The following is a 20897-nucleotide window of genomic DNA, read 5'->3' as shown; positions in this document are numbered from 1 at the left end:
TATGGGAACGAAAAGGAAGAAGAACAAAGACGATAAATATACTCATAAAAAGCATAATGAAAAAAGTCCTGTAAAAGCGAAAAAGTACTTAGGTCAGCATTTCTTAAAAGATGAAGGTATTGCAAAGCAAATTGCCGAAACCTTACTACAAAAAGATTATAAGAACGTAATAGAAATAGGTCCCGGTACGGGAGTACTAACCAAATACCTTCTTTTAAGAGATAGTAATTTAGTGGCTATGGATTTGGATAGCGAATCAATTACCTACCTAAATGAAAAATTTCCGTTAGAACACCCTAAAGCATTTGAGGGCGATGGTACTTTTAAGGTTATTGAGGCAGATTTTTTGAATTACGATATTTCTACCTTATTCGGCGACGAGCAATTTGGCATAACTGGTAACTTTCCTTACAATATATCTACCCAGATTGTTTTTAAAATGCTAGAACTTAGAAACCATGTTCCTGAATTTTCGGGGATGTTTCAAAAAGAGGTCGCGCAACGTATTTGCTCATCAGAAGGTAGTAAGGCATATGGTATTCTTTCTGTTTTAGTTCAAGTATTTTATGATGCCGAATATCTATTTACGGTAGATCCAATTGTTTTCGACCCACCACCAAAAGTACAATCGGGGGTATTGCGATTAACAAGAAAACCAAAATTTGAGCTTTCTTGCGACGAACAACTTTTATACCGTGTAGTAAAAGCAGCATTTAATCAACGTAGAAAGACATTACGTAACAGTTTAAAAACATTTACATTATCAGATAATTTAAGAGAAGATACTATATTTGACCTAAGGCCAGAACAATTGGCGGTTGACGATTTTATTGCCTTGACGAAGAAAATAGCAGATGACACCCTTTAAACTAACAGAAGAATTTGTAGTAGAAATAGAACAGCTCATTGAACAAAACAATGATGCTGAACTAAATTCTATGTTAGAGGCCGTGCATTATGCCGATGTTGCCGAAATCATTAATGAATTAGATGAAGCCAAGGCGACCTATTTAATTAAGTTACTTGGTAGTGATAAAACCTCTGATGTTCTAACCGAGTTAGATGAAGACATTCGTGAAGCCATTTTAGGTAATTTGTCATCTCAAGAAATTGCCAGTGAGCTAGATGAGCTAGACACCGATGATGCTGCAGATATTATTGGCGAACTTCCAAAAGAACAGATACAAGACGTTATCTCTAAAATCGAAGATAGAGAACACGCTAAAGATATCGTCGATCTATTAAGATATGCTGAAGATTCCGCTGGCGGCCTTATGGCAAAAGAGCTTGTAAAAGTCAATGAAAATTGGAATGTACTTACTTGTGTAAAAGAAATGCGGGCACAAGCTGAGAATGTTACTAGAGTACATTCTATTTATGTGGTAGATGATGAAGATAAATTAAAAGGGAGACTGTCGTTAAAAGATTTATTGACCACTTCTACCAAAACGCACATTAAAGATGTATTCATAAAAAATGTTGATGCCGTCAACGTTAATGAAGATCCAGAAGAAGTGGCAAGGATCATGACTAAATATGACCTAGAAGCCATACCTGTAGTTGACGAAATAGGTAGGTTGGTTGGGCGTATTACCATTGATGATATCGTAGATGTAATAAAAGAAGAAGCCGAGCGCGACTACCAAATGGCCGCAGGTATTTCTAGGGGTGTAGAGGCAGATGATAGCATTTGGGAACTTACCAAAGCACGTTTACCATGGTTGATTATTGGTATGTTCGGCGGTATTGGTGCAGCAAGTATTATCAATAGTTTTCAAGAAGTAATGAATACGTTTCCGATACTTCTAATTTTTGTGCCTTTAATACAAGCAACGGCAGGTAATGTTGGTGTACAATCCTCGGCAATTATGGTACAAGGTCTTGCTAACAACACTGTAAAGGGCGAAATATTAAATAGATTATTTAAAGAATTTACATTGGCTTTAATTAACGGTATTGCCATTGCTATCATTGTATTGATCATTAGTCATTTCTTCTTTAAAACAAGCTATTTGGTCTCCATCACTCTTTGCGTAGCTCTGATCTCTGTAATTATTATTGCGGCACTTATCGGTACTTTTATTCCTGTATTTTTAGATAAAAGGGGCGTTGATCCAGCGGTAGCTACTGGTCCGTTTATCACCACTGGCAATGATATTTTTGGTATTTTAATATACTTCTCTATTGCAAAGATGATTTTAGGTATTTAATAAACAGCCGATCTTCTTTTTAGAATACTGTCGCTTTGCGTATCTTACTGTATTCAAATTCTTAAAAGAAATCAATCCTTATTTATCCTGAATAGGATAAAATAAACAGCACTAATGAACAGTATTACCTTAAAAGAAAAATTTAAGCAAGTAACTGCTTATTGGCATCCGCACCAAATAGGTGTTGTTGATGATATGCAGGTTTTACTGGCGAAAATAAAAGGTGAATTTGTATGGCATTCGCATGACAAAGAAGATGAACTTTTTCAAGTTATAAAAGGCACCCTTTATATGCAATATAGAGATCGTACCGAGGTCGTAGAGCAAGGCGAGATTATCATTGTGCCTAAAGGTATTGAACACTGCCCAATGACAAAAAATGATGAAGAAGTGCACATTTTGTTGTTTGAAAAATTAAGTACTGCTCATACAGGTACAATCCAAGACGAAAAGACACAAACAGAGTACCCCAAAATATAATTTAGATTACATGAAAGTATTACACGTAGACATCAATCACCCTTTAATAATCGAGCAATTTTCTGAATTAGGTTTTCAGAACGATGAAGACTACACCTCTACCAAAAAACAGATTGAAGCCAAAATCGCAGATTATGACGGACTCATAATTCGCAGTAGATTTTCAATTGACGCTGATTTTTTAGATAAGGCAAAAAACTTAAAATTCATCGGCAGATTAGGTGCCGGATTAGAAAATATTGACACCAGATATGCCAAGTCGCTAGGTATTTTTCTTGCTGCAGCACCAGAAGGTAATCGCAATGCTGTTGGCGAACATGCACTAGGTATGCTTCTATCCCTTTTTAATAAACTGAACTCAGCAGATAAAGAAGTTAGAAGCGGCAAATGGGATCGCGAAGGTAACAGAGGCGTAGAATTAGAAGGCAAAGTGGTAGGTATTATTGGTTATGGCAATATGGGAAAAGCCTTTGCTAAAAAATTAAAAGGTTTCGACGTAGAAGAAGTTATCTGCTATGACATTCAAGGTGGCGTTGAAGACGATAATGCCCGTCAAGTAGGTATTATGGAATTTCAAAATAGGGTCGATGTTATTAGCTTGCATGTACCTCAAACAGAATTGACAATAGGTATGGTCAACAAAGAGTTTCTAGAGAAATTTGAAAACCCTATTTGGATTATTAATACTGCCAGAGGCAAATGTGTTATTACCACAGATTTAGTAGACGCTTTAAAATCGGGTAAAGTACTTGGTGCCGGTTTAGATGTTTTAGAGTATGAAAAGACATCTTTCGAAAATATGTTCACCGATGGTAATTTACCAGAGGCATTTCAATATCTAATTAGCTCTGACCAAGTAATACTAACACCGCATGTAGCTGGCTGGACGGTAGAGAGTAAAATAAAATTAGCACAGACTATAGTAGATAAGATCAAAGCTAAATTCGAGAGTTAATATGAAGTATAAAGCCAGCACACCAGATGAATATATTGCTCAATTACCCACAGAAGATAAAAAGGTAATTGAAAAACTTAGAGGTATTATTTTACAAAATTTACCTGCAGGTTTTCAAGAGCAACTAAGCTATGGTATGTTAGGTTATGTTGTACCACATTCTTTATATCCAGCAGGTTATCACGTGAAACCAGAACTACCGTTACCCTTTATTAATTTGGCTTCTCAAAAAAATTTTATTGCGTTGTACCACTCTGGTATATATGCAGATAATACTTTATTGAATTGGTTTACTAATGAATTTCCAAACCATTGTAAACTTAAGTTAGATATGGGCAAGAGTTGTATTCGTTTTAAAAGTATGGATGATATTCCTTACGAGCTCATTGCAGAACTATGTACCAAAATGACGCCCCAAGAATGGATTAATTTATACGAGAAGAATATTAAAAAATAAATCGATATGAAAAAAAGAGTAACAGGTTTAGGCGGATTCTTTTTCAAAACGAAAGATCCTGATCAATCTAAAAATTGGTATAACAAACATTTGGGACTTAACACTGACCAATATGGTTGTACATTTTGGTGGAAAGATAAAGAAGGTAATGATTGCTCAACACAATGGAGCCCTATGAATGCCGATACCGATTATTTCAACCCCAGCCAATCTAGCTTTATGATGAATTTTAGGGTTGAAAATCTTGTAGAATTATTAGAAGTTTTAAAGGAAGAAGGGGTTACCATAGTTGGTGAAATTCAAGAATTTGAATATGGAAAATTTGGTTGGATTTTAGACCCCGACGGAAATAAGCTAGAGCTTTGGGAACCAATTGATAAAGCATTTCTATGATGTTGAAATAATTACTACATTTATCACTTATAATAACCACCAAACAACAAATAAAATGTCAGACGAGAATAAAGATTTTGGAGACAAGGCCGAAGACGCCTTTGACAAAGCAAAAGAATCTGCTAAAGAATTTTCAGAGGATGCAAAAGAATCTGCAAAAGAATTTAGTGATAATGCTAAAAAAACAGCCGATGAATTTAGTGCTGGAGCCAGAGAAGCTTTTAGTAGTGCAGGCGGTGAAAACAAAAAAGTATTGGCTGGAATCCTAGCAATTATTTTTGGCTCTTTAGGAGTTCATAAATTCATATTAGGATATCAAAAAGAAGGTATAATACTATTAGGAATAACCATAGCATCTTATGTACTAATGTGTGCATTTGGACTTGGGTTATTAATAGTATGGATTCCTGGAGTAATAGGGTTAATCGAAGGTATCATCTACCTAACAAAATCAGACGAAGAGTTTTACAACACCTACCAAGTAGGCAGAAAACCTTGGTTCTAAATAAATTGCCTTAAGCCAGGTTAAATATCATCTGGCTTTTTTTTATTATTTTTATTATCGTAATATAGCAATATATAAATATGAAATGGGCGTTACTAAAACACAAATATTTAATGTAGAGCAGAATCAGTTGGCGATTATATTTAAGGTATTGTCCAACCCTGCACGTATTGCCATTCTACAATATATAAGTCGCCAAGATGCATGTATATGTAATAACATCGTTGATGAAATTGGTTTAGCTCAGCCAACTATTTCGCAGCACCTAAAAGAACTAAAAAGTATAGATTTAATTAGAGGTGAAATAGAAGGTAAAAAAGTATGCTATTGCATAAATCTACCAAAATGGACCGAGATACAAACTTTACTGAATTCTTTCTTTGACACTACTAAAAACAACTGTTGTTAATAAGCTTCAATATGAATGATATTAAAATTAGAACAATGCTGGCGACCGATTGGGAATTCGTTGCTAATATTTACAAAGAAGGCATTGCTACAGGGATTGCTACTTTTGAAACCAATGCACCCACCTATGAAGCTTGGGACAAAGCACATATGAGCACCTGTCGTTTTGTTGTTGAAAGCACCACTGAAATTATGGGGTGGGTTGCGCTCTCCCCTGTTTCAAGTAGATGTGTATATGGTGGCGTCGCAGAAATAAGTGTTTATATCTCTAAAAATAATAGAGGAAAAGGCTTGGGTAAATTATTATTAGAACATGTAATTACAGCAAGCGAAAAAGAAGGTGTTTGGACGCTACAATCAGGTATATTCCCCACAAACCATAGCAGTATAAAAGTCCATGAAGCAACAGGGTTTAGAATGATTGGCAAACGCGAACGCATTGGAAAATTACATGGCAAATGGGTAGATAATGTGCTTTTTGAACGAAGGAGCACGATAGTTGGAATTTAAAAACAGTACGCTTTAACTCAATTGAATATTTGATTTACCTCAAAATCTAAAGGTAACACATCGCCTATTCTATGGTCTGCCATTTCTCCCCCAAATTCTAATAGTTGATAAGGACTATAACTTCCATATTTATCGATAATAATAGAATTACCTGAAATTAAAGTTAATGAAGACCAGTTTTTAAAAATTCCTCTTTTATACGTAATCTTAAATTTATTCAATTTAAAGTTCACTTTTTTAGAAAAAAAATTAGAACCCACGGATACTTCGAATGCATCGGAAATTTCAATTTGCTTTAGGTCATAACTACGTAATTCAAATGATTCTTCTAGCCAAGATTGGTTCCAAATGGTCTGCATAAAGTGTTGTACCGAACCCTTAAATACCCTGTTTCTTCTGCTTGTAAACCTTTCCTCTTTTATGGACAAATCAGTAAAAAAAGTATGACCATATATATAGGTTAATCTAATATTATCAATACGTTTAAGGCTTTTTGTTTTAAAATTAATATTAAAGTCCAATAAATCAAACCTGATATTATAGCCCAGATAATCATTTATTATTACCAAAGGTTCACTGGTATAGGCACTAAGCGTATTAGTTGAAGAATTGAAAGATAGCGTCAGAGCATCTTCATTCAAAATAGCACTATTTTCACCCCCTACAGACTCTCCCAAAAATTCTTTTCTAAAGACTTCTAATTTTTGTTTTCTAGTAAATGGGTCTGACAACAAGACCACTTCAGATAATTTAAAGAATTCTTCTGTCATTCCTATCTCAAGGTTTTCACCGAGTTTTGGATACTCGATCACCAAAGTTTCATAACCAATATGGCTAATGACCAAAGGTGTGTTGGAATTCAACTGTGGTGCGATAGAGAAATATCCTTGTTCATCAGTTATCTTACCTATTGAGCTTCTATCAAAATAAACGGAGGCTCCCTCAATAACATTTCCTGTTTTTACATCATAAACCTTTCCTGAAATTGCTTGAGAAAACAACGACTGAAAACATAAGAATACAACAATAATAAGTGAATGTTTCATTGAAAGGTGTTTGATATAAATGTAGTAATTTCTTACGAAATACTCTGAGTAGAATCCACAAACTTACGCTCCAGTTCTGCTTGAAATTCTTCCATAACAGGTTTCACGGTGCTCTCCGGTAAATCTGCAATTTTAATGTACATCAATCCATCCACAGAATTATTAAAAAGGGGATCTACATTAAACGCCACCACTTTTGCATTTTGTTTAATATACTTCTTTATCAAAACCGGCAAACGTAAGTTACCTGGCTCAACCTCATCTATTAAACGATCAAACTTATTCAAGTCGGCTTGGGTTTCATCAAAAACAAATTCCTTGTCGGCATCTTTTAGTTTAACCTTGAACTCCTTCTTAGGTCGTATGTATTGTGCTACATATGGATCCCAATAATTCGACTTCATAAATTCGATCATCAACGATTTAGAGAAGTTTGAAAATTGGTTACTGATACTTACCCCACCTATTAAGTATTTGTGCTCTGGAAACCGCAATGTAGTATGCACAATTCCCTTCCAAAGTAAAAATAAGGGCATTGGTTTTTGTTGGTATTCTTTAATGATATAGGCACGACCCATTTCAATTGAGTGCTCCATCATATCATATAATTCTGGTTCAACCCTAAAAAGATCTTGCAAATAAAAACCATCAATGCCATGCTCAGGAAAAATTTCAGAACCCATACCCATTCTATAAGCACCAACAATGCATTTTGCCTCATCGTCCCATAGAAAAAGATGGTGATAGTAGCTATCGAAATTATCTAAATCAATGGCTTTATTAGTACCCTCACCAATGGCTCTAAATGTAACTTCTCGTTGTCTTCCTATTTCCTTTAAAATAAAAGGCATGTCTTTTTCCTTGGCCAAAAAGACTTCATAATTTTTACTTTGCAGTAAACGACAATCTTTCTCTCTAAGTTTTTCAATTTCACCCTCCATAACCTCTTTACGAACTGCATCTGCAATTTTTTTGGGTTGCTTAGGTATTTTAAGGCTTGTTGGTATTTGATCTATTAAACGCTCTTTTTCATAAGCGTTAGACAGCATATATGTTTTACGGCGTAGAAGGTCTGTATATTCTTCTAAACTACCTTGTTCATTTTGTGTAGCTACAGAAATAGGTTGCCCAATTCTAACTTTAATAGGCCTGTTTCTTTGCGAAAAAACTTGAGAGGGAATCATTGCTGTTCTTAACGAGTCGCCAAGTTTAGAAATTCTATAAAACAACGAACTATTTTTGGCATGAAAGTAAATAGGAACTACAGGTACACCTGCTTTTCTGATTAATTTTATGGCAGCCTCTTCCCAAGGTTTATCAACCAATAACTTACCATCTTTATGTGTAGAAACTTCACCTGCAGGAAAAACCCCTAACACATGACCGTCTTTTAAATGTTCTAAAGTTTTTTTGAATCCGGCTAAATTACTTCTGGCATCTTTATGTTCGGTAAACGGATTTACAGGCAAAACATAAGGTTCTAATGGAACCATTCTTTGCAATAAAAAATTAGCCATTATCTTATAATCTGGTCGTTGCTTAATCATTAATTTAAACAACAAAATACCGTCAATAGCACCCAATGGATGATTACTGATGGTTACATACGGACCTTCTTTCGGTAAACGTCTAAAGTCTTCTTCTGGAATTTCATAGTCAATTTCGTATAGCTCTAGAATGGCATTAGCATAATCTTCTCCTTCTAAATGGGCAATGCTGTCGTAATCTCTATTTATACGAGACAATCTAGTAACCTTCAACAGCATCCAACCAATAAAAGTACCAAACACTCCGTATTTAGATAGCTTGGTAGCCGTGGCAATTTCTTTAGCGGTAACTAAACCCATATGTCCTCATCGATTAGACTGTAAATATAGGAAAATAGCACTAGTAGAGTTGCTTTTACAAAACATGAAATATAAAGAAATTACTTCACCACTAGCTGTACAGTTTCGGCACCACGTTGTTCTAACAATAGCTCATGACCGTTCTGCAATGATTCTAAAGCTTTAGCATTAAAATGTCTAATAGTATATAACGATACATTCTCATGATGTACCACTTTAAACTTGCTCTTTAATTGTTGCAGAAGCGCTTCTAGTCCGCCAAACTTATTATCGATACAAACCGAGAAACTAATGGCAGAGTTTTGAATTAAATCTACCTTTATTTTATGCAGATGAAACAGTTTAAAAAGTTCGCTAATACTATCTTCAACGATGAAAGAAAAGTCAAGCGAAGACAACTTCATTAAAACCTGATTCTTCTTGACTATAAAGCAAGGTACTTTTGGTTCTATACCAACACCCTTACCTACAGTGGTACCCTTACCTAATGGGTTTATGAATGATTTTACGTGCAACGGAATTTCTTTACGCTGCAAAGGTTGTAATGTTTTTGGGTGAATTACAGAAGCGCCATAAAATGCTAACTCAATAGCCTCTCTATATGATATGTTATTCAGCAATTGTGTTTCTTTAAAATATCTAGGATCTGCGTTTAGCACTCCCGGTACATCTTTCCAGATAGTCACAGAATCAGCATTTAAACAATATGCTAAAATTGCCGCAGAATAATCGGATCCCTCTCTTCCCAAAGTAGTGGTAAAGTTATTATCATCGCTACCTAAAAAACCCTGTGTAATATTCAGTACCTTTTTATCTATTGTGGTTACGTTCTTTTGGGTACGTTCCCAGTCTACTGTAGTGTCTCTGTAATTACTATCTGTTTTAATGAAATTTCTAACATCTAACCAGTTATTGGCGATACCTATTTCTTTAAAATATGCACTTATGATAGTGGTAGAAATTAATTCTCCGTAACCGACTATTTGATCATAAACAAAGTTATAGTTGGGCGATTTATTCCATACCAAAAAGCCGTTAATTTCATCGACAAGCACTTTAATCTCTTTATAAATGGCATGTTGTGCATTCGGAAATAATTCAGATACGATATCTAAATGATAATCAACCATTTCGGCTACCTTAGAAGGTATCTCTTTTTTATCATCGAAATAAGCATTAATAATATCTTCCATGGCATTGGTGGTTTTGCCCATTGCCGAAACTACCAGTAGTGTATTCTCATACCCTACTTCTTTCAAAACCTTTACTACATTTTTAACCGCATTTGCATCTTTAACCGATGCTCCTCCAAATTTAAAAACTCTCATATGCTATTGCTCTCTAAATTTTATCTTTCTTTTCAATTAAGCTATTGCGCTTAAATACTCTTTTATTCCTGTTTCATCTAATTGCACTACATCCCAATCTCTCATTACTTTGGCCCCCTTACTCTCGTAAAAACCTATTGCAGGTTCGTTCCAATCGATAACTTCCCAGCTTATTCTTTTTACCCCTAATTGATCACCATATTTTACAACCTCATTTAATAGTGCCGTACCTAAACCGCTACCACGCATCTCTTTTGTGACTATTAAATCTTCTAAATGAATAACTGGTCCTTTCCATGTAGAATATCGAGGATAAACAAGTGCCATACCTACAATTTTATTGTTCTTTTCTGCAACAAAACAGTGAAATAATTGCTGTGCCCCAAAACCATCTTCTTCTAAATTCTGCACGCTTACTTCAACAGCATCATCTTCTTTCTCAAAAGTGGCTAATTCTTGAATTAAGTGAAGCACTTGCTTCATATCTTCTCTTTTGGCAACCCTGATTGTATACTTCATAATTGTTACAAATAAAACACAAAGTTATAAATTTAAAAAATGTAATTAAAACGAAAATTGAACGTTTAACAAAATACACGATATTTGTATAAACCATAAACTAAAAGATGTCTCCAAAAAGAAATCAGACCTTAGGGGAGTTTATTATTGAAAATCAAGATTCATTTCAATATTCCTCAGGTGAATTATCAAAGCTTATCAATGCCATTAGATTAGCCGCAAAAGTTGTTAACCACGAAGTGAGCAAAGCTGGTCTAATCGATATTTTAGGCGGTGTTGGTGAAACCAACATACAAGGTGAAGATCAACAGAAATTAGATTTATTCGCTAATGAAAAATTCATTCAAACTTTAAAAAATAGAGAAATTGTTTGCGGTATCGCTTCAGAAGAAGAAGATAGCTACATAAGCATTAACAGTAATGATGATAACCATCAGAACAAATATGTTGTTTTAATTGATCCCCTAGACGGGTCATCTAACATTGATGTCAATGTTTCGGTAGGTACCATATTCTCTATTTATAGACGTATAACGCCTGTAGGGACACCAGTTACTATGGAAGATTTTTTACAGCCAGGTAATCAACAGGTTGCAGCAGGTTATGTAGTTTACGGTACATCTACCATGTTAGTATATACTACTGGTGATGGTGTAAACGGTTTTACATTAAACCCTGCCTTGGGGACTTTTTATCTATCTCACCCGAATATGAAATTTCCTGAAAACGGCAGAATCTATTCTGTAAATGAAGGTAATTATGTTCATTTTCACCAAGGGGTAAAAGATTATATTAAATATTGCCAAATGGAAGAAGATGATAGACCATATACCTCAAGGTACATTGGATCTTTAGTTTCTGACTTTCATAGAAATATGATTAAAGGTGGTATATATATGTACCCGAAAAGTAGTGTTACCGAAAGCGGTAAACTGCGATTATTATACGAATGTAACCCAATGGCATTTTTAGCCGAACAAGCAAACGGTCTAGCAGTAGGCGGTAGAACGCGTATTATGGACATTGTGCCAACTGAACTACATCAACGTGTTCCGTTCTTTTGTGGCAGCAGAAAAATGGTAGAAAAACTGCAAGAATTCTTAGATAAATATCATTAATAAAAAAGGGAGCAAATTGCTCCCTTTTTTATTCCAATTTTTTAAAGCTTAGTGTTTTACTAAGTATAAATAATCATCAAAATCTATTTTACCACCAAAAATAGCAATTGAACGTTCAATAACTTTATCTGCTTTTTCATCAGTAAAGCCAAGACCGATTGCATACTTTTTAATCAGCACTCTTTCTTCATCATCAATTTCATGATCAGAGTATACAATCTTGAACAAATCGTATAAACGCTCTAATCTCCTCTCAGAATCTGGCGTAGAATCGATTGGGTATTTATTCTCTTTCTTTAATACCTCTTGATATTCAGACTCGGTGATATCTAATTTACTAGCGAAACGATCTAACAATTTTTTTTCTTCAACGCTAATTTCACCATCAATAGACGCCAAAGTGGCCAAAGCTGCAAAGTGAGCTAAGTTTCTTCTATGCTCACCACTACTATATAAATCTGCAAAAGACATATCTTAAATTTTAATTATTGAGCAAATATAAATTTTTTAGAGGTCATAGTTTAGTTTGTCAGCAACTTTGTTTGCATGCAAAATTTGTAACTTGATGTCGCTATGAAAACACCTCTATTACAATTTACAAACAATGGCATTTATTGCGAAAAGGCTAAAGTTTACCTTGACCCATGGAAACCTGTAGACCATGCCATCATATCACATGGACATGCCGACCATAGTAGATACGGTCATAAAAAATATATTACCCATCATAGAAACGTTCCAATTATTCTGCATCGATTAGGCGAAATTAATGTTGAAGGAAAAGAATGGGGAGAGTCTTTTGTTATCAATAATGTAAAATTTAGTCTTCACCCAGCAGGTCATATTATTGGCTCATCACAAATACGAGTTGAGCATAAAGGGGAGGTTTGGGTATTTACGGGAGATTATAAAACTGAAAACGATGGTATTTCCACTCCGTACGAACCAATAAAATGTAACACCTTTATAACCGAATGTACTTTTGGGCTACCTGCATTTAAATGGACGCCACAAGTAGAGGTTTTCGAAAACATAAATAACTGGTGGGCAGAGAATAGAGCCGAAGGCAAAACATCAATTCTTTTTGGGTATAGTTTAGGCAAGGCTCAGCGATTGCTAAAATATCTGAATACAGACATTGGTGAAATATACACCCATGGCGCCATTGAAAATATGACAGAGGTGCTGCGACCTTTAGTAGATTTTCCAAAAACAACTCTTATTACTAGAGAAACGAAGAAAGAGCAATTGTTGGGTAATATTGTATTAGCACCACCAAGTGCACATGGCAGTACATGGATAAGAAAAATGGTGCCTTACGTAACTGCATCTGCCAGCGGATGGATGACCTTTAGAGGAGCCCGAAGACGCAGGGCAATTGATAAAGGTTTTGTATTAAGTGACCATTGCGATTGGTCGGGACTTCTAGAAAGCATCGAAGCTACCGGTGCAGAAAAAATCATTTGCACGCACGGATATACAGATATATTTTCAAAATACCTTCGTGAACAAGGCTATGATGCCTGCACCGAAGCAACACAATATGGAGAGGAAGATATAGAAGCTGCCGTAGCTTCAAAATCATCTATATCAGCATGAAAAACTTCGCACTCCTTATAAAAACACTAGATAGTACCAATAAGACAACTATAAAAGTACAGGCTTTAACAGACTACTTTCTAAAAGCCAGTGACGAGGACAAAGTATGGACCATTGCCATACTCTCGCATCGTAGACCACCAAGGCCGGTGAACACTACCTTGCTTAGAACCTGGGCATCAGAATTAGCTAATATTCCACTTTGGTTATTTGAAGAGAGTTACCATATCGTTGGTGATTTAGCCGAAACTATCGCTTTGGTGATACCAGCAGCAAATCAATCATCAGAAAAGAGTTTGACTGTTTTTCTTGAGGAAATGATAGCCCTAAAAAAGAAGACAGATGATGATAAAAAGGCATATCTATATGAAAACTGGAAAGTGCTTAACTATTATGAACGCTTTGTTTTTACAAAACTCATTACTGGCGGATTCAGAATCGGCGTTAGTCAAAAACTAATGACTCGTGCATTGGCAAAAGCAACTGAAATAGATGAAGACATTTTAGCCTATAAATTAATGGGTAATTGGGACCCGAACAATATTTCTTTTCAGCAACTAATACTTGAAGAAAATGAAAGCGATTATTTATCGAAACCATATCCGTTCTATTTAGCCTATGCTTTAGAAGGTGAGGTTTCAGATTTAGGCGATATTAATGAATGGTCAGCAGAACATAAATGGGATGGTATTCGTTCGCAGGTTATTCTAAGAAATGATGAACTATTTGTGTGGAGTCGTGGTGAAGAATTAGTGACCGATAAATATCCCGAATTTAAAAAGTTCGTTGGCGTTATACCAAACGGCACAGTTATAGACGGAGAAATTCTACCCTATCCTAATGGAACTATTGGTACTTTCAATGATTTACAGACTCGAATTGGTCGCAAAAATATATCCGCAGCATTATTAAAAAAAGTCCCGGTTATATTAAAAGCTTATGATATTCTAGAGTGGGAAGGAAAAGATATTCGCCAAACACCTTTTATTGAGCGTAGACGTATATTAGAAAACATGTTTCAAGATGTATCTACTAACCAAGAATTGGGTAAGGTCACTGAGCGGAGCCGAAGTGAGGTCAATGAGCTTAGCCAAAGTGATATCCCTCTTTACCTTTCTGAAACAATGCACTTTAATTCTTGGAATGAATTGGCTCAAGAAAGAGACCGTTCTCGCGAAATGCATAGTGAGGGACTCATGCTTAAAAGAAAGGATTCTCCTTATTTAGTTGGAAGAAAAAAGGGCGATTGGTGGAAATGGAAAGTAGACCCATTAACTATAGATGCGGTTCTTACTTATGCTATGCGCGGACATGGAAGACGAAGCAATCTTTTTACAGATTATACATTTGCCCTTTGGAAGGATAATGAAGAAGGAGAAAAGGAACTGGTTACGTTCGCTAAAGCTTATTCCGGATTAACAGATGCAGAATTCAGAAAGCTTGATGCATGGATAAAGAAAAATACCTTGGAGAGGTTCGGACCCGTACGAAGTGTTACACCTCATCACGTTTTCGAAATCGCTTTTGAAGGTATAGCATTATCAAAGCGTCATAAAAGTGGAATTGCCACTCGTTTTCCAAGAATGTTACGATGGCGAAAAGACAAGAATATTCATGAAGCGAATACGCTTGAGGATTTGAAGAACTTAATTCCGAGCGAAGCGAAGGAACATGTTGAATAAAAAACTAATAGTTAATTTACATCTGTTGATTTCACTAGCCTAAATAAAATGAAAGGATATGTCTACATAACAACCAATAAAAATAAAACAGTTATTTATGTTGGAGCTACAGGTGACATTAAAAGAAGAATGAATGAACATAAAAACTGAATATATCCAAATGCTTTCACCAAGAAATACAATTGCGATATTCTAGTTTATTTTAAGAAATTTGAAAATGTGGAAGATGCATCTAAAGGAGAATTGAAATTAAAAGCTGGCAATCGGAAAAAAAAGGAAGAATTAATAAACTCAATAAATCCTGAATGAGGCAATCTATCCATTAATTGGTTAGACGATAATTTTCAACTTCGGAACAAAAAATAAAATTCAAGAAATTAAACAGATTGCTTCGCTTTGCTCGCAATGGTAAAAAGACAAGAACTTTACGATATCGCCGAAAATTGGTTTCAAGAACAAGATTGGAAACCATTTAAATTCCAAAAGGATACTTGGAAGGCTTTTCTACAGGGTAAAAACGGACTCTTAAACGCTCCTACCGGTAGTGGCAAAACCTATGCATTGTGGTTTCCTATTGTGTTGAATTACATAAAAAACAATCCTGATTATAAAGCCAAGCATAAAAAAGGATTAAAGGCAATTTGGATTACTCCGCTACGTGCATTATCCCAAGAAATAAAACAATCTGCCGAACGTATTACTTTAGATTTAGGCACACAAATGACCGTTGGTATTCGCTCTGGAGACACCACTACCAAAGAGCGCGCGCAACAAAAAAAGCAAATGCCCGATTTGCTAATTACCACTCCAGAAAGTCTACAATTATTATTGGCTACAAAAGGGTACGAAAAAATTTTCAAAGATTGTTCAGCTATAATTGTTGATGAATGGCATGAAATTTTGGGCACCAAACGAGGCGTGCAAATGGAACTTGCATTATCTCGCTTAAAAAATGTATCGCCGCAATTAAGAATTTGGGGCATATCTGCAACCATAGGTAACTTAGAACAAGCCAGAGATGTGTTATTGGGTATTGAGTCTAAAGCTCTAGAAAACTCCGTTCTCATCAAAGCCAATATCAATAAGAAGATTACCGTAAAGAGTATTATCCCAAAAAAGATGGAAACCTTCCCCTGGCGCGGTCATTTAGGGCTTCATTTATTAGAAGAAGTTGTACCTATTATCAACAACAGTAAAACCACATTACTGTTCACCAATACCCGTAGTCAATGCGAAATTTGGTTTCAGAAAATTCTTGAAAAACACCCTGAGTATGCCGGTGAAATGGCAATGCACCATGGTAGTATAAATAAAGAAACACGAGTTTGGGTAGAAAATGCCATTCGCAATGAACAATTAAAAGCAGTTGTTTGTACCTCAAGTTTAGATTTGGGGGTTGATTTTGCCCCAGTGGAAACCGTTATTCAAATTGGCGGACCAAAAGGTGTTGCCCGGTTTTTACAACGCGCAGGGCGTAGCGGTCACCGACCAGGCGAAGAAAGTGTAATCTATTTTCTACCGACCCATGCTATTGAACTTATTGAAGCTTCGGCGTTACAAAAAGCGGTAAAAACGAATGCGGTCGAAGATCGTATGCCATATCTAAATAGTTATGATGTGCTTTTACAATACTTAACCACCTTGGCAATCTCTGACGGATTCTACCCTAATGAAATTTACCAAGAAGTAAAACAGACTTTTTGTTATCAAGCCCTTACCGAAGATAAATGGCAATGGTTATTGAACTTTTTGGTTATGGGTAGTCAAAGCTTACAAAGTTATGACGAATATAAAAAAGTAGAAGTTGAAGAAGACGGTAAATTTAAAGTGAACAATCGTGGTGTGGCAATGCGCCACCGTTTTCAAATTGGCACCATAGTAGGCGATGTTAATTTAGCCGTTAAATACCAAAAAGGCGGGTATATAGGTTCTATTGAAGAGTTTTTTATATCGAAATTGAATAGAGGCGACGTATTTACATTTGCTGGTAGAAATTTAGAATTCATTCGGATAAAAGAAATGACGGTTCAGGTGAAAAACTCGAACAAAAAAACCAATAAAATTTCTAGTTGGATGGGAAGCCGCCTTACCCTATCTGCTCAAATGTCTGAATTATTAAGAAATGAACTGTATAGTTCTAGCGAGCCAATTAAAAATCAATCTGCAGAAATACGGGCATTGAAACCTCTTTTTGACAGACAACGACGAGATAGTATTGTACCCAAACCATCAGAATTTCTAATTGAAACCTTTAAAACACGCGATGGCTTTCATCATCTTTTTTACCCTTTTGAAGGTCGTTTTGTACATGAGGCAATGGGCAGCTTGCTAGGGTATCGCATTAGCTTGCTCTCCCCTATTACATTTTCATTGGCATTTAACGATTACGGTTTTGAGCTACTATCAGATCAACCCATAGATATTCAACAAGTGCTGGATAACGATTTGTTCACCACAGATTTTATGCTGGATGATTTGCAAAAGAGTTTAAATGCTACCGAAATGGCGCGACGTAGATTTAGAGATGTGGCTATTATTAGCGGAATGGTATTTACCGGATACCCAAAAAAAGGGATTAAAATGAAGCATCTACAAAGCAGTTCTCAATTGCTATTCGATGTTTTTAGAGATTACGAACCAGACAATCTATTATTTCAACAAGCCTTTACCGAGACTTTTGAACACCAATTGGAAGAGGGGCGTTTGCGACTTTCATTAGAGCGAATTGCCACACAAGAAATTGTTTGGAAAGCGTGTGAGCAACCCACACCATTTTCTTTCCCTTTGATTACGGAACGTGTGGGGCGCGAAAAATTATCAAGCGAAAAATTGGCTGACCGAATTAAAAAAATGGCTGCACTATTGATGAAGAAATAGGTAATTTTGCATCGATGACCCATTCGATTACCCTTCACGAACAAACTTTTGAAATGCACTTTTCTGGCGCTCTTTTTTGGGTAGAGAAATCAATGCTATTAATCAGTGATGTTCATTTGGGTAAAGTATCGCATTTTAGAAAATACGGTGCAGCAGTTCCGCAACAGGCAGTGCAGCAAAATTTCGATGCATTAAGCTCGGTAGTGACTCATTTTAAACCAGAATCGATAATTTTTTTAGGAGATTTATTTCACTCCGCCTTAAACACAGAATGGCTTCTTTTTGAACAATGGGTGCAGGCTACTCCACAAGAAATAATTTTAGTAAGCGGTAATCATGATATTATTTCTCCGCTGAAATATGAAGAATTACATATAAAAGTGATTCCCGAAATGATAGTAGATTCTTTTCTACTCACCCATCACCCAGAAGAACGAGGTGGTTTATTCAACTTTTCAGGACATATACATCCTGCAATTAAACTTAGCGGATTAGGAAGACAATCTGTACGGCTACCTTGTTTTTACAAAACAGAACATCAAATGATAGTACCGGCATTTGGTGAATTTACAGGAACATATACCTTAGAACCTTGCGATGGTTGTGAAGTATATGCCCTTTTAGGCGATGCCGTGCTGCCCGTTCCTATAAAAGAGGTTAAAAAGAAACGTAATTACCGAAAATAGTTCGTTTAATGTTCTAAAGAGCATAACTTTATAAGATATCCATTATAGTTTTACACGTATGAAAAAGAAACTAGCAGTACTCAATTTAGCTTCTGTAATTTTAGTCATTGTAGTCAATTACATTTCGCAAGCATTTTCGCTAAACGACACTACCATTGGCGAAATGAGCGCACAGTATGCAAACTTATTTACCCCTGCGGCATACGCTTTTGCCATTTGGGGCGTAATCTTTTTAGGATTGTTGGCTTATGGTATTTTTCAAGTGAAAAGAGCATTTTTCAGTGATAAACCAAGCGAATTTATTGAACAAACTGGTTATTGGTTTGCTTTAGCGAATATTTTAAACTGTTGTTGGGTTATTGCTTTTATGTACAATTACACCGGACTCTCAGTGATTATTATGTTTGGAATATTGCTTTCATTGATTAAGATTATTCTAAATACCAATATGGAGCGTTGGGATGCCCCAATATCGGTCATCGCATTTGTTTGGTGGCCCATTTGCTTTTACAGCGGATGGATATCTGTTGCTACCATCGCAAATATTTCTGCATATTTAAGCAAACTGGATTGGAACGGCGGAGTACTATCTGAACAAGCATGGACGATAAATATGATTGTAGCAGCCACCGTAATTAATTTGCTAATGATATGGAAAAGAAATATGCGCGAATTTGCCCTTGTTGGTGTTTGGGCATTGTTCGCCATCTATGTACGACATAATGAATCAAATATTTACATTGCTTACTCAGCAATGACAGGAACTCTGATTCTCTTTATTGCCATTGCTATTCATGCATTCAAAAACCGAGAAACTAGTCCGGTTAAAAAACTACAAGAACGATCTTAAACCATACTTTTTATATCATTACCCCAAGACGGATAAGAAAATATAGAAGATTTTATATCGCGATCAGTCATTTTATTAGTGATTGCCATTGTAAATATATTAATGGTTTCACCAGCATCAGGCCCTAATAGGTGCGCACCCACAATCTCTCCGGTTCGATCATTTATAATCACTTTGTACGCGTACAATGGTGCATTTATTCGTTTTGCATTGAACCAGTCGGTCGCAACCTCAAAATTCACTCTTATATTTTTATAACGACTACGCGCTTCTTCTTCAGAATACCCTACTGTTGCCAAGTTCGGAGAAGTGAATACCACAGATGGAATTACAGGAACCTCTAACACTTTATCATTTCCATTTATAATGTTCTCGGCAACCACATAACCTTGTCTACCCTACAAGGGAGTCAACGGTAAACTCTTATCAGACACATCTCCGCAAGCATAAATATCTGGGTTACTAGTACTCTGCAAATATGTATTTGTTTCTACACCTTTATCTCCAAATTGAACTTTTCCCTTTTCTAAATCTAAACCTACCAATGCGGGTACACGACCTGCGGTATTAAAAAATGCTTCTGCTTCAATAGTGTGCACCTTCCCTTCTAACTCATAAGTTAGAATGAGTTTTTTTCGTTTCTTTTTCAATTGCCTAGGTGTAGCCTCAAAAATGAAATTTATCCCTAAAGATTCAGAGTACTTTCTAAGCTCATCAACCAAATCTGCATCAAAAGCATGCAAAGGTCTATTACCTGTATCGATTACTGTAACCTCGGCACCAGCTCTTACTGCCATATGAGCAAACTCCATCCCAATATATCCTCCACCAACAAAAACTATTTTCCTTGGTAGCTTTTTTAAATTTAAAAAATCATCGCTCTCCTTAAAGTATTTTGCACCAGGCATGGTTAAAGTTCTAGGCACCAAGCCCGTTGCAATGACAATTTTCTTGGCAACGACTTTCTTTCCTTCAACCAATAAGGTATTCTCGTCTAAAAACGCGGGAGATTGATGGAACAAAGTAATACCCAGTTCTACCAAATTATGTTCTGTAGATGCAGGGATATTAGCGGTGAAATTTCGTTTGAACTTTTGCAATTGCTTCCAATCAATTTTTGCCGCTTTGCTTATACCTTTACCCTTCAAATTTTCGCTTAACTCAAAAGCTTCTATGGCACTGAGTAATATTTTTTTAGGATCACAACCTCTATTTGCACATGTACCGCCAAATTCACGATTATCGGTAATGGCAACTTTTAATCCCTTACCAATACAAGCTTTAGCAACTGTTTGTCCGGCAATTCCACTTCCTATTACAAAAACATCAAACTCATTATCTTCCATATCTCTTTACTTTTTCTGCGATACTCGAAATTGCAACTTTTTAGGGTCAATCTGTAACCCATATTCGATAATAATGAATCG

At 35.8% G+C, this 20897-nt stretch carries 23 protein-coding genes; 16 read left to right on the top strand and 7 right to left on the bottom strand.

Going from position 1 to position 20897, the window contains the following annotated elements; translation table 11 throughout:
* Window position 1: 1 nt before the first annotated feature.
* The 9 genes from rsmA to ACPF9A_RS11590 all read left to right on the top strand — a co-directional run bounded on the left by rsmA (window position 2) and on the right by ACPF9A_RS11590 (window position 5918).
* Window positions 2–868 carry a 16S rRNA (adenine(1518)-N(6)/adenine(1519)-N(6))-dimethyltransferase RsmA gene (gene rsmA / locus ACPF9A_RS11630; RefSeq protein WP_423997060.1) on the top strand — a complete coding sequence of 289 codons (867 nt, stop codon included), beginning with the start codon at window positions 2–4 and terminating at the stop codon, window positions 866–868.
* Window positions 855–2210: a magnesium transporter gene (gene mgtE / locus ACPF9A_RS11625; RefSeq protein WP_423997058.1), complete on the top strand. Its 1356-nt coding sequence runs from the start codon at window positions 855–857 to the stop codon at window positions 2208–2210. Before rsmA ends, mgtE begins: the two co-directional genes overlap by 14 nt.
* A gap of 114 nt (window positions 2211–2324) precedes the next feature.
* On the top strand, window positions 2325–2690 hold the full coding sequence (locus tag ACPF9A_RS11620) for a cupin domain-containing protein (RefSeq protein WP_423997056.1): 366 nt from the start codon (window positions 2325–2327) through the stop codon (window positions 2688–2690).
* Window positions 2691–2700: 10 nt separating this feature from the next.
* Window positions 2701–3645, top strand: coding sequence for a 2-hydroxyacid dehydrogenase (locus ACPF9A_RS11615; RefSeq protein ID WP_423997054.1), 945 nt, complete (start codon window positions 2701–2703; stop codon window positions 3643–3645).
* 1 nt (window position 3646) lies between these two features.
* Complete coding sequence (locus ACPF9A_RS11610) at window positions 3647–4102, top strand: DUF1801 domain-containing protein (protein ID WP_423997052.1); 456 nt, start codon at window positions 3647–3649, stop codon at window positions 4100–4102.
* Between the two features lie 6 nt (window positions 4103–4108).
* Window positions 4109–4495, top strand: coding sequence for a VOC family protein (locus ACPF9A_RS11605; RefSeq protein WP_423997050.1), 387 nt, complete (start codon window positions 4109–4111; stop codon window positions 4493–4495).
* A gap of 55 nt (window positions 4496–4550) precedes the next feature.
* Complete coding sequence (locus tag ACPF9A_RS11600) at window positions 4551–5000, top strand: NINE protein (protein ID WP_133686120.1); 450 nt, start codon at window positions 4551–4553, stop codon at window positions 4998–5000.
* An 85-nt stretch (window positions 5001–5085) separates the two neighbouring features.
* Window positions 5086–5409, top strand: a complete 324-nt coding sequence (locus tag ACPF9A_RS11595; RefSeq protein WP_423997048.1) for an ArsR/SmtB family transcription factor — start codon at window positions 5086–5088, stop codon at window positions 5407–5409.
* Between the two features lie 11 nt (window positions 5410–5420).
* Entirely contained in the window at window positions 5421–5918 is a 498-nt protein-coding gene (locus tag ACPF9A_RS11590; protein WP_423997046.1) for an N-acetyltransferase family protein, read from the top strand.
* A 17-nt stretch (window positions 5919–5935) separates the two neighbouring features.
* Here ACPF9A_RS11590 and ACPF9A_RS11585 read toward each other — a convergent pair whose 3' ends face one another.
* The 4 genes from ACPF9A_RS11585 to ACPF9A_RS11570 form a co-directional block, all read right to left on the bottom strand.
* Window positions 5936–6964, bottom strand: a complete 1029-nt coding sequence (locus tag ACPF9A_RS11585) for a carboxypeptidase-like regulatory domain-containing protein (protein ID WP_423997044.1) — start codon at window positions 6962–6964, stop codon at window positions 5936–5938.
* 32 nt (window positions 6965–6996) lie between these two features.
* Window positions 6997–8811, bottom strand: a complete 1815-nt coding sequence (locus tag ACPF9A_RS11580) for a GNAT family N-acyltransferase (RefSeq protein ID WP_423997042.1) — start codon at window positions 8809–8811, stop codon at window positions 6997–6999.
* 80 nt (window positions 8812–8891) lie between these two features.
* The gene (locus ACPF9A_RS11575; protein ID WP_423997041.1) at window positions 8892–10139 is read right to left on the bottom strand and encodes an aspartate kinase; all 1248 of its coding nucleotides are present in this window, start codon (window positions 10137–10139) and stop codon (window positions 8892–8894) included.
* 36 nt (window positions 10140–10175) lie between these two features.
* On the bottom strand, window positions 10176–10658 hold the full coding sequence (locus ACPF9A_RS11570; RefSeq protein ID WP_423997039.1) for an N-acetyltransferase family protein: 483 nt from the start codon (window positions 10656–10658) through the stop codon (window positions 10176–10178).
* Window positions 10659–10765: 107 nt separating this feature from the next.
* On the opposite strand from ACPF9A_RS11570, the gene fbp reads away from it, so the two are divergent.
* Complete coding sequence (gene fbp / locus ACPF9A_RS11565; RefSeq protein WP_423997037.1) at window positions 10766–11776, top strand: class 1 fructose-bisphosphatase; 1011 nt, start codon at window positions 10766–10768, stop codon at window positions 11774–11776.
* 48 nt (window positions 11777–11824) lie between these two features.
* Here fbp and ACPF9A_RS11560 read toward each other — a convergent pair whose 3' ends face one another.
* Window positions 11825–12247 carry a TerB family tellurite resistance protein gene (locus ACPF9A_RS11560; RefSeq protein ID WP_423997035.1) on the bottom strand — a complete coding sequence of 141 codons (423 nt, stop codon included), beginning with the start codon at window positions 12245–12247 and terminating at the stop codon, window positions 11825–11827.
* A 102-nt stretch (window positions 12248–12349) separates the two neighbouring features.
* Between ACPF9A_RS11560 and ACPF9A_RS11555 the strand changes: the two genes are divergently transcribed.
* The 6 genes from ACPF9A_RS11555 (at window position 12350) to ACPF9A_RS11530 (ending at window position 19470) form a co-directional block, all read left to right on the top strand.
* Window positions 12350–13375 (top strand): ligase-associated DNA damage response exonuclease, encoded by a 1026-nt coding sequence (locus ACPF9A_RS11555; RefSeq protein WP_423997033.1) that lies wholly within the window; start codon window positions 12350–12352, stop codon window positions 13373–13375.
* Window positions 13372–15057, top strand: coding sequence for an ATP-dependent DNA ligase (locus ACPF9A_RS11550; protein ID WP_423997031.1), 1686 nt, complete (start codon window positions 13372–13374; stop codon window positions 15055–15057). The genes ACPF9A_RS11555 and ACPF9A_RS11550 overlap by 4 nt, the downstream gene beginning before the upstream one ends.
* Window positions 15058–15105: 48 nt before the next feature.
* Complete coding sequence (locus ACPF9A_RS11545) at window positions 15106–15207, top strand: GIY-YIG nuclease family protein (RefSeq protein WP_423997029.1); 102 nt, start codon at window positions 15106–15108, stop codon at window positions 15205–15207.
* A 255-nt stretch (window positions 15208–15462) separates the two neighbouring features.
* Complete coding sequence (locus tag ACPF9A_RS11540) at window positions 15463–17934, top strand: ligase-associated DNA damage response DEXH box helicase (RefSeq protein ID WP_423997027.1); 2472 nt, start codon at window positions 15463–15465, stop codon at window positions 17932–17934.
* Between the two features lie 14 nt (window positions 17935–17948).
* Entirely contained in the window at window positions 17949–18620 is a 672-nt protein-coding gene (pdeM, locus tag ACPF9A_RS11535) for a ligase-associated DNA damage response endonuclease PdeM (RefSeq protein WP_423997025.1), read from the top strand.
* A 58-nt stretch (window positions 18621–18678) separates the two neighbouring features.
* Window positions 18679–19470 (top strand): tryptophan-rich sensory protein, encoded by a 792-nt coding sequence (locus ACPF9A_RS11530; protein ID WP_423997023.1) that lies wholly within the window; start codon window positions 18679–18681, stop codon window positions 19468–19470.
* Here the strand turns inward: ACPF9A_RS11530 and ACPF9A_RS11525 are convergent.
* Together ACPF9A_RS11525 and ACPF9A_RS11520 are read right to left on the bottom strand one after the other, a co-directional pair.
* A complete protein-coding gene (locus ACPF9A_RS11525) occupies window positions 19467–19853 on the bottom strand; it encodes a hypothetical protein (RefSeq protein ID WP_423997021.1) in 387 nt (128 codons plus the stop codon). The genes ACPF9A_RS11530 and ACPF9A_RS11525 overlap by 4 nt on opposite strands.
* A gap of 15 nt (window positions 19854–19868) precedes the next feature.
* Entirely contained in the window at window positions 19869–20816 is a 948-nt protein-coding gene (locus ACPF9A_RS11520; RefSeq protein ID WP_423997019.1) for a dihydrolipoyl dehydrogenase family protein, read from the bottom strand.
* Window positions 20817–20897 lie beyond the last annotated feature (81 nt).

The organism is Maribacter sp. IgM3_T14_3, from assembly GCF_049603095.1.
GTDB lineage: Bacteria > Bacteroidota > Bacteroidia > Flavobacteriales > Flavobacteriaceae > Maribacter.
This window is presented reverse-complemented; position numbering and strand designations above follow the sequence as displayed.